This window comes from Methylorubrum thiocyanatum (genome assembly GCA_014138645.1).
Classification (GTDB): Bacteria; Pseudomonadota; Alphaproteobacteria; order Rhizobiales; family Beijerinckiaceae; genus Methylobacterium; species Methylobacterium thiocyanatum.
Map to the genome: position 1 here is coordinate 363853 of JACJIB010000004.1, position 14022 is coordinate 377874.

A 14022-nucleotide genomic window follows, 5' to 3' on the forward strand; every position below is an offset into this window, starting at 1 on the left:
CAACATGCGGGAGACGGCGATGAACTCGGTCAAGGAACGTCTGGAAGCGCTCGGCCTGACGCTGCCGAAGGCGGCGGCGCCGGTCGCGAACTACGTGCCCTATATCCGCACCGGCAACCTCGTCGTCATCTCCGGCCAGATCTGCTTCGGGCCGGACGGCACCCTCGACCCCGCCCACAAGGGCAAGCTCGGCGCCGAGGTTTCGGCCGAGCAGGGGATCGCGGCGGCCCGGCTCTGTGCGCTCAACGTGCTGGCCCAGGTGCAGGCGGCGGTGGGCGACCTCGACCACGGCGTCGTGCAATGCGTCCGGCTCGGCGGCTTCATCAACGCGGTGCCCAGCTTCGCCGGACTCGCGCCGATCATGAACGGCGCCTCCGATCTGATGGTCGAGATCTTGGGCGACCGCGGCCGCCATGCCCGCTCGACGGTCGGCGTCGCCGAGCTTCCCCTCGACGCCGCCGTCGAGGTCGAGGCGATGTTCGAGGTCGCGTGAGCGGGACCCTGGGTCGGGCGCCGGACTGGCTCACCGCCCGTCCGATCGCCCATCGCGGCCTGCACGACCGCGCCGCCGGCATCCCTGAGAACACCCTCGCGGCCGCCGAGGCCGCGGTCGCGGGCGGCTACGCCATCGAGTGCGACGTGCAGCTCAGCGCCGACGGCGAGGCGATGGTGTTCCACGACGAGGCGCTCGGGCGCCTCACCGAGGCCGCCGAGCGGGTCGACGCCCGCACGGCCGCCGAACTCGGCACGCTCACGGTGGCCGGCACGAACGAGCGCATCCCGACCCTGCCGGACTTCCTGGCGCGGGTGGCGGGCCGCGTGCCCGTCATCGTCGAGATCAAGTCGCGCTTCGACGGCGACCGGCGGCTCACCCGCCGCACCGCCGAGATCGTCACGGGTCTCGACGCGCCGGTGGCCTTGAAATCCTTCGATCCGGGCATCGTCGCGACGCTCGCCGAGATCGCGCCCGCCCTGCCCCGCGGCATCGTCGCCGAGGCGAGCCAGGACGATCCGCACTACGCCCTGCTGGCGCCCTCCGTCCGGGCCGAACTCTCGGGCCTGCTCCACCTGCATGTGAGCCGGCCGCACTTCCTGTCCTGGCGCGTCGGCGACCTGCCGGGCCCCGTCCCCTATCTCTGCCGCCGGCTCGGGAACATGCCGGTGATGACCTGGACCGTGCGCACCGAGGCGCAGCGGGCGCTGGCCCGCGAACACGCCGACCAGATGATCTTCGAGGGCTTCCGCCCATAACGGGTTCCCAAAGGGCAAGCCCTTTGGCGGGTGCAGGGCAGAGCCCTGCCCCATGCTCAGGCCGCGCGAACCGTGTCGAGGAAGCGCGTGACCTCGGCCGAGAGATGCTCGGACTGGCGCGACAACTCGGTCGCCGAGGCTAGAACCTGGGCCGCCGCCGCGCCGGTCTCCTCGGCCGCGCCCGCCACGCCGGCGATGGTGCGGGTGACGGATTCCGTGCCGCCCGCGGCCTGGGCGACGTTGCGCACGATCTCCTGGGTCGCCGCACCCTGTTCCTCGACCGCTGCCGCGATGCCGGTGGCGACGCCGCTGATCTCGCGGATGCGCCCGGCAATGCTGTCGATCGCCCCGACCGCCTGACCCGTCGCGCCCTGGATGCGCCCGATCTGCCCGGTGATCTCCTCCGTGGCCCGCGCGGTCTGGTTGGCGAGTTCCTTCACCTCCGCCGCGACCACGGCAAAGCCGCGGCCCGCCTCGCCCGCCCGCGCCGCCTCGATGGTGGCGTTGAGCGCGAGCAGGTTGGTCTGGCCGGCAATGGTCGAGATCATCGCCACCACGTCGCCGATCCGCGCGGCGGCCTCGGAGAGGTCGCGCACCAGGGCCGCCGTCTGCCCCGCCTCGGCCACGGCCGCCTGCGCCAGGGAGGCCGAGCCGTCGACCTGCCGGCCGATCTCCTGCACCGAGGCGCCGAGCTGCTCGGCCGCGGCGGCGACGGTGCCGACATTGGAGGCGGCCTCCTCGGCGGAGGCGGCCACCGTGCCGGACTGCCCGGCGGTCTGGCTGGCATTGGCGGTCAGTTGCTGCGCGGTGGCCTGCAGCTCGGTCGCGGCGGCGGTCACGCCCTGGACGATGCCGCCGACCGCGCGCTGGAAGTCGTCGGCGAGCGCGCGCGCGGTGGCCCGGCGCTGCGCCTCGGCGCCGGCGCGGGCGGCCCGCGTCTCCTCCTCCAGGGTGCGGGCGCGGATGAGGTTGTCCTTGAACACCTGCACCGCTGCGGCCATGGCGCCGATCTCGTCGCCGCGGCCCTGCCCCGGAACCGAGACCGTCGCGTCGCCGTCCGCGAGCACGCCCATCGCCCCGGTCATCCGCGTGATCGGCCGCGAGATCCCGAACCAGCCGAACAGGGCGGCGGCGAGCGCCGAGAGCAGCGTCACGGCCATGGCGATCCAGGCGGCGGCCGTGGCGGAGGCCGCACTGCCGACGGCGCCCTCGACGCTCTCCTTGGCGCCCCGCTTGTTGAGGACCAGGTTCTCCTGCAGCGTCTTGGTGGCCGACTGCGCGAGGCCCAACGCCTCGGGCCCGGTGAGGAGGGCCAGCGCCTCGGCCCGGCGCCCCTCCCGCATCAGGGCGATGATGCTCTCGACCCGCCCCGTATAGGCCGCCCAGGTCTCGGAAAAGCGCTGGTAGAGCGCCCGCTCCTCGGGCGAGGCGATCAGCGGCTCGTAGGCACGCCGCAGGGCGTCGAGGGCGGCTTGGCTCGTCCGCACGCTCTTCTCGTTCTCGGCGAGGAGCTGGTCCGTCGGCGAGGCGGCGACGAAGCGATACGTCTTCACCCGCTCGTCGCGCGTCGCCGTGCTGATGTCGCCGAGCAGCCCGACCGAGGGCAGCCAATTGTCGGCGATCTCTCGGACATTCCGGTCGATGGTCGAGAGCTTGACGACACTAAGACCGCCCTGAACCGCAGCAACCACGGCCAGAAGGCTGAACGAGCCCGCCAGGGCAGCCTTGAGGGATATGCGCATGATGGATCCGGTACGATCGTGGGGACGCTCAGGGTCGCCAATCTCCACCGGAATACTTAAGGTTTTCTCGATTTCTGCAAGAAAGTGCATAGTCCCGGCACGGGGCTGCACCCGGGCCCCTCCGCCGCGCGAGGCGCCGGAGGTGCGGGTGCGATGGGGCCGGCGGCTGTCCGGCCGCTACCGGCTGCCCTCCGGCCGTTCCGACGAACTCGCCTTCTCCGTGGCCGCCTCCGGCTGCTTCAAAAACTCGGCGAGGTAGCCCTTCCACAGGCCGGCGAAGCGCAGCGACTGGTGCCCGTGCGTCTCGGGCGAGGTCGGCACCAGCACGAAGCGGCCGTCCTTCACCCGGGCCAGCGCCGCGTTCATGACGTCGAGCTGGGGCGGATTCAGTTCGTCGTCGGCGAAGTTCACCGCCAGCACCTTCGCGGTGATCTTTTCGAGATCCGGCGAAGGATCGTAGTCGTAGGAGGAATCGAACCAGTACATCCAGTCGTTGGCGTCGGCCTTGTTCTCGTAGCCGGCGATCATCTTGTCGTAGGCCTTGTCCGCCGCAGCCCGGGTCGGCGCCTGCTTCTGCAGGCCCAGCACGCTCTCGGTCATGATGTTGAAGATCGGCAGGATGCGCCCGAAATGGCGCGGCTGCTCGGTGTACTCGCCGCCCTTCCAGTCGGGATCGGTGCGGATGCCCTCGATCAGCAGGCGCCGCCACAGGGCGTTGCGCCCGCTCACCGGGATCGGCTGGCTCGCCACCGCCATCAGCAGATCCATCGCGCCGGGATAGCGCTCGCCCCACATCCAGGCCTGCATCCCGCCCATGGAGGTGCCGAGCACGAGGCGCAGGTGCTTGACCCCGAGCGCCTCGGTGACGACCCGGTGCTGGCCCTCCACCACGTCGCCGTAGCCGTAGCGGGGGAAGCGCGCCCGCAGCCCGTCGGAGGGCTTCGAGGAGCCGCCGCGGCCGAGGCCATCGGGTAGGATCACGTACCAGCGCTTCGCATCGAGCGGCGCGCCCTCGCCGAACAGCTCCGGCCCCAGCGTCGGGATCAGGAAGCTTTTTCCGGTGCCGGTGGTGCCGTGGAGGACCAGCACCGCGTTGTCGATCTCGCCGTCGGCGCCGCGATGCGGCGTGCCCAGCGTGGTGTAGTGCAGCTTGATCCGGTCCAGGCTCTCGCCGCTCACGAATTTGAAGTTCTCGACGACGTGGTCGCCCTCCCGCTGCTCCGGATAGGCCGCAGCTGGCGCGGCCCATCCGGGCGCCGGGGCGAGGCCGGCGGCGAGCGGGGTCAGCGCCATCGCCGTGACCAGTAGAGCCGCGCGAAGCGAGCGTATCCGAGCACCCATCAAGCGTTTTCCTCGACCCAGCCGAACGAGCGTTCCACCGCCCTTCCCCAGCCGGCAAAGAGTGCCCGACGTTCTTCCGCCGCGATATGCGGATGCCAGCGCTTGTCCACCGCCCAGTTGTCGCGAAGATCTTCGATCGTCTTCCAGAAACCGGTGGCCAGCCCCGCGGCATAAGCTGCGCCGAGCGCCGTCGTCTCGGATACCTTCGGGCGCAGGGTCGGCCGGTCGAGGATGTCGGCCTGGAACTGCATCAGCAGGTCGTTGACGGTCATGCCGCCGTCACAGCGCAGTTCGGACAGCGGACAGCCGGAATCGCGCTCCATCGCCTCCAGCACCTCGCGGGTCTGGTAGGCCGTGGCCTCCAGGCAGGCGCGGGCGATGTGGCCCTTGTTGGCGTAGCGGGTGAGCCCGATGATGAGGCCGCGGGCGTCGTCGCGCCAGTGCGGGGCGTAGAGGCCGGAAAAGGCCGGCACGACGTAGACGCCGCCATTGTCCTCGACGCTGCGGGCGAGCCCCTCGATCTCGCTCGACGCGCCGATCAGCCCGAGATTGTCGCGCAGCCACTGCACCAGGGCGCCGGTGATGGCGATGGAGCCCTCCAACGCGTAGGCTGGGGGACGCCCGTCGAGCCGGTAGGCCACCGTGGTGACGAGGCCCGCCGTCGAGGCGACGGGCTCGGGGCCGGTGTTCATCAGCGCGAAGCAGCCGGTGCCGTAGGTGTTCTTGGCCTCGCCCGGCGCGAAGCAGGTCTGCCCGAACAGGGCCGCCTGCTGGTCGCCGAGGATGCCGCCGACCGGCACGCCGGGGAACGGGTCGCGGGTCTCGCCCAGCACGGCGCTCGATGAGACGATTTCGGGCAGCACCGCCCGCGGGATGCGGAACACGCCGAGCATGGCCTCGTCCCAGTCGAGGGTCGCGAGCGACATCAGCTGCGTACGGCTGGCATTGGTCACGTCGGTGACGTGCAGCCCCCCGTCGGGGCCGCCCGTGAGATTCCAGACGAGCCAGGAATCGATCGTGCCGAACAGGGCGGTGCCGTCCTCGGCCTTGGCCCGCGCCCCCTCCACGTGGTCGAGCAGCCACGCGAGTTTGGAGGCGGAGAAATAGCTCGCCAGCGGCAGGCCGGTGACGGCGCGGAAGCGGTCGCGGCCGCCGTCGCGGGCGAGCGCGGCGACGGTCCGGTCGGTGCGGGTGTCCTGCCAGACGAGGGCGTTGTGCAGCGGCTCGCCGGTCCGCCGGTCCCAGAGCAGGGCCGTCTCGCGCTGGTTGGTGAGGCCGATCGCGGCCAGATCGCCCGGCACCAGCCCGGCCCGGGCCAGCCCCTCGCGCATCACCGCATGGGTGTTGCGCCAGATCTCGCGCGGGTCGTGCTCGACCCAGCCGGGGCGGGGAAAGATCTGCTCGTGCTCGCGCTGGGCCTGCGCCCGGATGGTGCCCCGGCGGTCGAACACGATGAAGCGCGTGCTCGTGGTGCCTTGATCGATCGCCCCGACCGCATCCGGCATGGCCCGTCTCCCGGCGTCCCTCGCGTCCGGGATCGTTTGTGGCCCGGCTCGGGCCCGATCCTACACGAGGCGGAGCCCGCCGGAACCGGTCAGCCCGCTTGTGAGCTCCCTTGCGCCCGCTCCAACTGGGCCGGGGTGTTCTGGGCGCCCATCTGCCGGGCCATGTCGGCGGCGCTCATCCCCGCGGCATCGCGCTTGGCCGGATCGGCGCCGTGGGCGAGCAGCAGCTCGACGATCTCGGTGCGGTCGAACATCGCCGCCACCATCAGCGCGGTGCGGGTGCCGTCGCCGGCCCCGTCGACCTGCGCGCCGTGCTCCAAGAGCAGCCGGACGATCTCGGCCTCGCCCTTGAAGGCGGCCCCGGCAAGCGGGGTCTGGCCGCGGTCGTTGGCGAGTTCCGGGTCGCCCCCGGCTTCCAGGATGACGCGGGTGGCCGCCGCCTGCCCGTTATAGGCGGCGAGCATCAGGAGGCTGTCGCCCTTGTCGTTGCGCAGGTTCGCCGGCAGGCCCTGGCCGAACAGCTCGGCCAGTTCCTCGGCATGGCCCATCCGGGCGTACTGGAAGACGCGGGCGGCGAAGGCGAGGGTCTCGTCGTCGAGAGCGGGGGGTGCAGCGTTCGGATCGGCCTGCATCGGATTCTTTTGGGGGCTGTAAGACGGGATTGGCCCGTGCATGTGGGATTGTCGGGCCATTCGTCCAGCGGCTTGGATCAGGCCGCCGCGGTCAGAAGGGGCGGGTTCAGCCCGCCGAACCGCCGGTCGCGGGCGGAAAAATCGGCGACCGCCGCGGCGAGGTCCGCGGCCCCGAAATCGGGCCACATCCGCTCGGTGAAGTGCAGCTCCGCGTAGGCCGCCTCCCAGAGGAGGAAGTCGGAGAGCCGCTTCTCGCCCCCCGTGCGGATCAGGAGATCGACGTCGCCGGGCCCGCACAACGCCTCGCTCATCGCGTCCCGGCTCAGGCCCTCCGGCCCGAGCCGGGCGGCGGCCGCGAGGATCGCGTCGCGGGACGAGTAATCGACGGCGATGCGCAGGTTCAGCCGGTCGCCCGCTTCCGTCGCGGCCTCGGCCCGCGCGATCGCTTCCGGGATGCCCGCGGGCAGGCGGTCGCGGCGGCCGATCACCGTGAGGCGGGTGCCGCTGCGGGCGAGGCGCTCGGTCTCGCCGCGCAGATAGGCCCGCAGCAGCCGCATCAGCCCGCCGACCTCCTCGGCCGGGCGGCGCCAGTTGTCGCTGGAGAAGGCGTAGAGCGTCAGCGTGCCGATGCCGAGGGCGGGGGCGGCCTCCGCCACCTGCTGGATCGCCTTGACGCCCGCCCGGTGGCCCGCCCCCCGCGGCAGGCCGCGGGCACGCGCCCAGCGGCCGTTGCCGTCCATGATGATCGCCGCGTGAAGGCCCGATCTGCGGTCGAGAGGGCTTTGCATCGTAAAGTCTCCGGGCGGCATTCGAAGCGAGGGCGGGGGGAAACGGTTCGGGTTCCGGCGGGTGGTCCGCCCGTCAGACGGGTTCGGCGAGGCCGGAGCGGTCATGGCCGGCCGCACCTTGGGTCTTGCCGGCGGCATTCTGGGGCTTGCCGGCGGCATTCTGGGGCTTGCCGGCGGCATTCTGGGGCTTGCCGGCGGCTTGTGCGGCATCGCGCACCACCTGCTCCAGCACCCCGAGATAATCGAGGAAGCGGGTGCGGCCGGAGGGGGTCAGGCGGCAGAGGGTCTGCGGGCGGTTCTGGTCGTAGCCCTTCTCCAGGCTGACGAGATCGGCCTCCTGCAGCACGGCGAGGTGGCGGCTGAGATTGCCGTCGGTGAGCCCGCACAGGCGCTTGAGGTCGGGGAAGGCGAGGCCGCGGGGATGCGAGACCAGGGAGGTCAGCACCGAGAGCCGCGCCCGCTCGTGGATGATCCGGTCGAGCCCCTCGTAGGAGAAGCGGGCCTCGGGGCGGTCAGAGGTCGGCATCGGCGTCTCCGTGACCGGAGTGGCGGTGGATGATGAGGGCCATCAGCCCCTGCCCCACGGCGAAGGGCAGGCCCATCAGCCAGGGCGAGAGGTGGCGCGTCTCGCTGGCGAGCGCCAGCACGGTGAGCCCGGCCAGCAGGTACCAGGCCCCGGCGAGCGGCACGGGGCGGGGCAGGACGCGGACCGAGGCGAACAGGCCGAGCCCGACCAGAACCTGCCACAGGCCCGGCAGCATCCAGAGCTGGTCCGGCGCGAAGCGGGCGAAGACGAGGCCGAGGCACAAACCGGCCCCGCCCGCGGGCAGAAAGCCCTCAATGGCGCTGAACACCATCGCGTCGGCGAGCCCCGAATGGACCTGGCGGGAGCGGCGCACCGCCTCGAAGCCGATCAGGGCGCAGGCGGTGACGGCGGCGCCGATCCATAGGCCGAAGAAGAGGATCGGCCGCGCGGTCGGATCGTCGAGCAGCAGCGCCTGGGCGCCCGCCACGACGAGGGCGAGACCGCCGGTCGCGGCCAGCGTCGCCGTGCCGAGGCCGCGAAAGGCCGTGTCGCGCGCGATCTGCATGCGGATCGCGACGATGTCGGCCAGCGCCTTGTCGAGGTCGCCGTGGGTGTCACGCATGGGGCTGGTCTTCCCGCGTCGGGGCGTGCTTTGCATTGCAAAGTACACGCGGGCGCAGAGTCGTCAAGCGGGAGGTCCGTCCACGGCTCAGGCCTCCGCCCGCAGCCCCGCGAGGTCGAGGCGGCGGGTGAGCATGGCGAGCTGTCCTTGCGCATCGCGCGGCCACTCGGCCTCCGGGCGGTCGCGGTACAATTCGACCCCGTTGCCGTCGGGATCGCGCAGGTAGAGCGCCTCCGAGACGCCGTGGTCGCTGGCGCCGTCGAGGGCGATGCTGGCCGCCTCGACCCGGCGCAGGGCGTCGGCGAGCGCGGCCCGGTCGGGATAGAGGATCGCGAGGTGGTAGAGGCCGGTATGGCCGGGCGGCGGCGGCGAACCGCCCGCGCTCTCCCAGGTGTTGAGGCCGATATGGTGGTGGTAGCCGCCGGCCGAGACGAAGGCGGCCTGGGCGCCGTAGCGCTGCGTCAGCGCGAAGCCGAGCACGCCGCAATAGAAGGCCAGCGCCCGTTCGAGGTCGGCCACCTTGAGGTGGACGTGGCCGATGCGGGTCTGCGGATGGATCGGTTCGCTCACGGTGACTCTCCTCGGGTCCCTGCCTCACGCGCGCCGCAGGGCGTAGGCGCCGTCGCCGAGCCCGGCCTGGACCAGCAGCATCACCGCCCAGAAACCGGCGAACTCCCAGCCGCCGCCGGGATTCTGCGCGAAGAAGCCGTTGGCGCCGTGCACGGTGACGATGGCGCCGATCAGGACCGGGACCAGGGCGAGGGCGACGAGGCGGGCGTGGAAGCCGAGGATCAGGGCGAGGCCGCCCACGGCCTCGACGGCGATGACCGCGTAGCCGAGGGCCGGCGGCAGGCCGAGGGAGCCGAAGAAGGCGGCCGTGCCCGCCGGGGTGAACACGAACAGCTTCAGCCCGGCATGGGCCAGGAACAGGCCGCCGAGGGTGAGCCGCAGCAGGAGGGCGGCGTAGGGGGCGGTGCGGGGGTCGGTCATGGTCGTCCTGTCCGGTCGGTTCGATGGGTGCCGCGGTGGCGGCGATGACCGGACCATGCCTTGCCCATGACCTTGCGATAATCCGCGCCCCTTGCCATTCACCTCACCCTGAGAGAGTGAGGCGAACGATGCTCGACCGCGTGATGGGGATGCAGGTCTTTGTCCGGGTGGCGGCTTTGGGCAGCTTCTCGGCGGCGGGTCGGGCGCTCGGCCTGTCCCAGACCGGGGTCACCAAGCACGTGGCGGCCCTGGAGGCGCGGCTCGGCACGCGGCTCCTGCACCGGACCACCCGCCGCCTGACCCTGACCGAGGCCGGCCGGACCTATCTCGAGGCCTGCGAGCGCATCCTCGCCGAGATCGCGGAGGCCGAGGCGGCGGTCGGCGCGGAGGCGGTGGAGGCGCACGGCACCCTGCGGCTCAACGTGCCGCTCTCCTTCGGCGTGCGCGAGATCGCCCCGGCGCTTTCGGACTTCTCCACCGCGCACCCGGCGCTGACGATCGAACTCGGCCTCAACGACCGCCGGGTCGACCTGATCGAGGAGGGCTGGGACCTCGCCGTGCGGATCGGGGCGCTCGCCGATTCGGGGCTGATCGCCCGGCGCCTCGCCGCCTGCCGCCTCGTGACCTGCGGTGCCCCCCGTTATTTCGAGCGGCACGGCACGCCGCACCGACCCGAGGAGCTGAAGCACCACAACTGCCTCGGCTACACCCTGTCCGATGCCAGTGGCTGGCGCTTCGGCGAGCAAGCCTATCCGGTCTCCGGCAACCTGCGGGCGCCGAACGGCGCCGCCCTCACGGCCGCCGCGGTCGCGGGCCTCGGGCTGATCTACCAGCCGACCTTCCTGGTGGCGCAGGCCCTGCGCGCGGGCACCCTCGTCGCCCTCGATCTCGGCGCGCCCTGCCCCGTCCTGCCGATCCACGCCCTGATGCCGCCGGGCCGCCGCCCGGCCAAGACCCGCGCCTTCGTGGACTTTCTGGTGCAACGGTTCGCAGGCGAGCCGGCCTGGGAACGGGGATTGCCGGCGGCGGTGCGGGGGTGAGGGCGATCAGACGCGTCGGATCGGGACGGGATAGCGGGCGACGTGGGCGTCGGAGGTCAGGAGGGTGATACCTTCCACCGTCGCCTGAGCGACGAGGAGCCGGTCGAACGGGTCCTTGTGGATGAGGGGAAGTCCGGCAACGGCCGTCGCATGAATGCCGAGCACCGGGAGTTCCTCGTAACCGTCCCTGAGCAGGGTGCGCCGGAGCAAGGCGGCGTCGATCGGATTCCCCGAACGCGCAAGGCTTTGCTTGATCGCGAGCTCCCAGATGCTGGCCGTGCTGAATGCCGGCAGATGGATCGGATCATCGATGAGCTGTCGAGCGCTGCTCGGCAGTTTTTCCGGAGCACCGAGCGCCCAGATCAGCAGGTGGGTGTCGAGGAGGAGCCCCACCTCTCCTCTCCGCCCTCGAACAGCCGGATGATCTCGTCCTGAAACATCGTATCGAAGTCGTCCGGCACCGAAATCTGTCCGGCAAGGAAGCCGAGGCGGCGCGTGCGCGGCGGCTCGGCTTCCGCCGGCACGACCCGGACCAGGGGCCGGCCGTTCTCGGCGATCACGAACGGCTCGCCGCGCGAGGCCGCCTCGATCAGCCGCGACAGATCCGCCTCGGCCTCGCGGAGGCTGACCGTTTTCATGACGCTCTCCCTGCGCTGAGAACACACCAACGCTAGTGCGGGCCCGAAACGGCCGCAAGCACCGGCCATGTCACACCATTCGAACTCTTCCTGAGACCGCCCGACGGGCCCATATTGCCGCTATGCCCGCATCCAAGACACCGCGCGTGAGCCCCGCCGAAGCCACGGCCAAGGCAACTTCGAAGGCAGCCTCGAAGGCGCCTGCGAAGACGACGTTCAAGACGACGGCGAAGGCCGACCGGCCGGAGCTGATGCCGCTCGACGAGCATCTCGCCGCGCTGCTCAACCCGGCCCTGAACCGCAACCGTCCGAAGGCGATCGAGCCGGTGCCCCCGCCGGAGCCGGCCCGGAAAGGGCGCAGCGCCAAGGGCGAAGCGAAAGCCTACAAAAAAATCGCGCAGGACGGCTTCGCCGAGGCACCGCAGGCGGGCTTCGCCATCGGCGACGCGGCCGATGTCGATCCCAGGCTCGCCCAGGCGCTCGGCCTCGTCCCGCCCGACGACGGACCGGCGCCGGAGCCCGCGCCGGACGCGGAGGCGCCCTCACTGGCGACGGAGGGTGTCTCGGCCACGGTCGAGGCCCTGGAAAAGCTGCTCACCGAGGGCAACCCGCTGTTCAAGAACGGCGAGGCCTGGGTGCCGCACCGGCCCGAGCGCCCGGCCAAGTCCGAGGGCGGCGTCAAGTTCACGCTGAAATCCGACTTCACCCCCGCCGGCGACCAACCCACCGCCATCGCCGCCCTGGTCGAGGGCGTGAAGTCGGCCGAGCGCGATCAGGTTCTGCTCGGGGTCACCGGCTCCGGAAAGACCTTCACGATGGCCAAGGTCATCGAGGAGACGCAGCGCCCGGCGCTCATCCTCGCACCGAACAAAACGCTCGCCGCCCAGCTCTACGGCGAGTTCAAGAGCTTCTTTCCGGACAACGCGGTCGAGTATTTCGTCTCGTACTACGACTACTACCAGCCCGAGGCCTACGTTCCGCGCTCGGACACCTTCATCGAGAAGGAATCTTCGATCAACGAGCAGATCGACCGGATGCGCCACTCGGCCACCCGCGCCCTGCTGGAGCGGGACGACGTCATCATCATCGCCTCGGTCTCGTGCATCTACGGTATCGGCTCGGTCGAGACCTACACGGCGATGTCGTTCACCGTCTCGCTCGGCGAGCGGATCGAGCAGCGCCAGCTCATCGCCGACCTCGTGGCGCTTCAGTACAAGCGGATTCAGTCGGACTTCGCCCGCGGCACGTTCCGCGTGCGCGGCGACGTGATCGAACTCTGGCCGGCCCACTTGGAGGATCGCGGCTGGCGCATCGGCCTGTTCGGCGACGAGGTGGAGTCGATCGTCGAGTTCGATCCGCTGACCGGCAAGAAGCTCAACGAGCTGAAGTTCGTCAAAGTCTACGCGAATTCGCACTACGTCACGCCGCGTCCGACGCTGCAGCAGGCGATCAAGGGCATCAAGACGGAATTGAAGCAGCGCGTCGAGGAGCTGACCCGGATGGGCCGCCTCATCGAGGCGCAGCGGCTGGAGCAGCGCTGCACCTTCGACATCGAGATGATCGAGGCGACCGGCGCCTGCAACGGCATCGAGAACTATTCGCGGTATCTGACGGGGCGCAAACCCGGCGAGCCGCCGCCGACCCTGTTCGAGTACCTGCCCGACAACGCCCTCGTCTTCACCGACGAGAGCCACGTCACCGTGCCGCAGATCGGCGGCATGTATCGCGGCGACTTCCGCCGCAAGGCGACGCTGGCCGAATACGGCTTCCGCCTGCCCTCCTGCCTCGACAACCGCCCCCTGCGGTTCGAGGAATGGGACGCGATGCGCCCGCAATCGGTCCACGTCTCGGCGACCCCGGCCAAGTGGGAGATGGAGCGCACGGCAGGCGTCTTCGCCGAGCAGGTGATCCGCCCCACCGGCCTCGTCGATCCGGTGATCGAGATCCGCCCGGCGCGCTCCCAGGTGGACGATCTTCTGGGAGAAGTCCGCGCGGTGGCTCAGGCGGGTTACCGCACGCTCGTCACCACGCTGACCAAGCGCATGGCCGAGGACCTGACCGAGTACCTGCACGAGAACTCGGTGCGGGTGCGCTACATGCACTCCGACATCGACACCCTGGAGCGCATCGAGATCATCCGCGATCTCCGGCTCGGCGCCTTCGACGTGCTGATCGGCATCAACCTGCTGCGCGAGGGCCTCGACATCCCCGAATGCGCGCTGGTGGCCATCCTCGACGCCGACAAGGAGGGCTTTCTGCGCTCGGAGACCTCGCTGATCCAGACCATCGGCCGCGCCGCCCGCAATGCGGACGCCCGCTGCATCCTCTACGCCGACACCATCACCGGCTCGATGGAGCGGGCGATGGCCGAGACCGAGCGCCGCCGCCAGAAGCAGCTCGCCTACAACGCAGAGCACGGCATCACGCCGCAATCGGTCAAGCGCGGCATCGCCGACATCCTCGAGAGCGTGTACGAGCGCGACCATGTCCGCGTCGATACGGGGCTGGCCAAAGACGCGATCACCGTGGGCCACAACCTCAAGGCGGTCATGGCCGACCTGGAGAAGCGGATGCGCGCGGCGGCCGCCGATCTCGACTTCGAGGAGGCGGCACGGCTGCGCGACGAGCTGAAGCGGCTCCAGGCGACCGAACTCATGGTCTCCGACGATCCCATGGCCCGCCAGAGCGATGTCGAGCGCGAGGCCGGGCGCTACGGCCAGAAGGGCAGCCGCATCGCCAAGCCCACCCTCGACAATATGGGCCCCGGCACCGACCGCGAACTGCCCGCCGGGGCCGTGCCCTGGCAGGAGCGGCCGAAGGCGCGCTCGACGCAAGGGCTCGGCGGCCAGAAGCCCCGCTACAAGGGCGGCGGCGGGCGCAAGCGCGGCTGAGACCGCCGAAACGCGGAACCTCGGCCGCCGCCTGCGATTGGCTCTTCAGACCCTGC

15 protein-coding genes are annotated in these 14022 nt (G+C 71.1%); 4 read left to right on the forward strand and 11 right to left on the reverse strand.

What is annotated here, in order from left to right:
- Positions 1-19: 19 nt before the first annotated feature.
- A complete protein-coding gene (locus tag HNR51_RS12940; protein WP_012456251.1) occupies positions 20-493 on the forward strand; it encodes a RidA family protein in 474 nt (157 codons plus the stop codon).
- Positions 490-1251: a glycerophosphodiester phosphodiesterase family protein gene (locus HNR51_RS12945; protein ID WP_182555189.1), complete on the forward strand. Its 762-nt coding sequence runs from the start codon at positions 490-492 to the stop codon at positions 1249-1251. The genes HNR51_RS12940 and HNR51_RS12945 overlap by 4 nt, the downstream gene beginning before the upstream one ends.
- 56 nt (positions 1252-1307) lie before the next feature.
- Here the strand turns inward: HNR51_RS12945 and HNR51_RS12950 are convergent, their stop codons facing one another.
- The 9 genes from HNR51_RS12950 to HNR51_RS12990 all read right to left on the reverse strand — a co-directional run bounded on the left by HNR51_RS12950 (position 1308) and on the right by HNR51_RS12990 (position 9397).
- Positions 1308-2993 carry a methyl-accepting chemotaxis protein gene (locus HNR51_RS12950; protein ID WP_012456249.1) on the reverse strand — a complete coding sequence of 562 codons (1686 nt, stop codon included), beginning with the start codon at positions 2991-2993 and terminating at the stop codon, positions 1308-1310.
- Positions 2994-3170: 177 nt separating this feature from the next.
- Positions 3171-4334 carry an alpha/beta fold hydrolase gene (locus tag HNR51_RS12955; RefSeq protein ID WP_182555190.1) on the reverse strand — a complete coding sequence of 388 codons (1164 nt, stop codon included), beginning with the start codon at positions 4332-4334 and terminating at the stop codon, positions 3171-3173.
- Positions 4334-5839, reverse strand: a complete 1506-nt coding sequence (gene glpK / locus HNR51_RS12960; RefSeq protein ID WP_182555191.1) for a glycerol kinase GlpK — start codon at positions 5837-5839, stop codon at positions 4334-4336. Before glpK ends, HNR51_RS12955 begins: the two co-directional genes overlap by 1 nt.
- Positions 5840-5928: 89 nt before the next feature.
- Positions 5929-6471 (reverse strand): ankyrin repeat domain-containing protein, encoded by a 543-nt coding sequence (locus tag HNR51_RS12965; protein ID WP_182555192.1) that lies wholly within the window; start codon positions 6469-6471, stop codon positions 5929-5931.
- Between the two features lie 77 nt (positions 6472-6548).
- A complete protein-coding gene (locus HNR51_RS12970) occupies positions 6549-7259 on the reverse strand; it encodes a di-trans,poly-cis-decaprenylcistransferase (protein WP_141953459.1) in 711 nt (236 codons plus the stop codon).
- A gap of 73 nt (positions 7260-7332) precedes the next feature.
- Positions 7333-7785, reverse strand: a complete 453-nt coding sequence (locus tag HNR51_RS12975; RefSeq protein ID WP_182555193.1) for a transcriptional regulator — start codon at positions 7783-7785, stop codon at positions 7333-7335.
- Entirely contained in the window at positions 7772-8407 is a 636-nt protein-coding gene (locus HNR51_RS12980; RefSeq protein WP_182555194.1) for a hypothetical protein, read from the reverse strand. Before HNR51_RS12980 ends, HNR51_RS12975 begins: the two co-directional genes overlap by 14 nt.
- 87 nt (positions 8408-8494) lie before the next feature.
- Positions 8495-8977 carry a VOC family protein gene (locus HNR51_RS12985; protein WP_182555195.1) on the reverse strand — a complete coding sequence of 161 codons (483 nt, stop codon included), beginning with the start codon at positions 8975-8977 and terminating at the stop codon, positions 8495-8497.
- 24 nt (positions 8978-9001) lie between these two features.
- Positions 9002-9397, reverse strand: coding sequence for a DoxX family protein (locus HNR51_RS12990; protein ID WP_012456241.1), 396 nt, complete (start codon positions 9395-9397; stop codon positions 9002-9004).
- 128 nt (positions 9398-9525) lie between these two features.
- Between HNR51_RS12990 and HNR51_RS12995 the strand changes: the two genes are divergently transcribed.
- Positions 9526-10437: a LysR family transcriptional regulator gene (locus tag HNR51_RS12995; protein ID WP_182555196.1), complete on the forward strand. Its 912-nt coding sequence runs from the start codon at positions 9526-9528 to the stop codon at positions 10435-10437.
- Positions 10438-10443: 6 nt separating this feature from the next.
- On the opposite strand, the gene HNR51_RS13000 is transcribed toward HNR51_RS12995, so the two are convergent.
- Together HNR51_RS13000 and HNR51_RS13005 are read right to left on the reverse strand one after the other, a co-directional pair.
- A complete protein-coding gene (locus tag HNR51_RS13000) occupies positions 10444-10830 on the reverse strand; it encodes a type II toxin-antitoxin system VapC family toxin (protein WP_182555197.1) in 387 nt (128 codons plus the stop codon).
- Positions 10800-11075, reverse strand: coding sequence for a type II toxin-antitoxin system Phd/YefM family antitoxin (locus tag HNR51_RS13005; protein WP_182555198.1), 276 nt, complete (start codon positions 11073-11075; stop codon positions 10800-10802). Before HNR51_RS13005 ends, HNR51_RS13000 begins: the two co-directional genes overlap by 31 nt.
- 122 nt (positions 11076-11197) lie before the next feature.
- Here HNR51_RS13005 and uvrB point away from each other — a divergent pair, with 122 nt between their 5' ends.
- Positions 11198-13966, forward strand: a complete 2769-nt coding sequence (gene uvrB / locus HNR51_RS13010; protein WP_182555199.1) for an excinuclease ABC subunit UvrB — start codon at positions 11198-11200, stop codon at positions 13964-13966.
- Positions 13967-14022 lie beyond the last annotated feature (56 nt).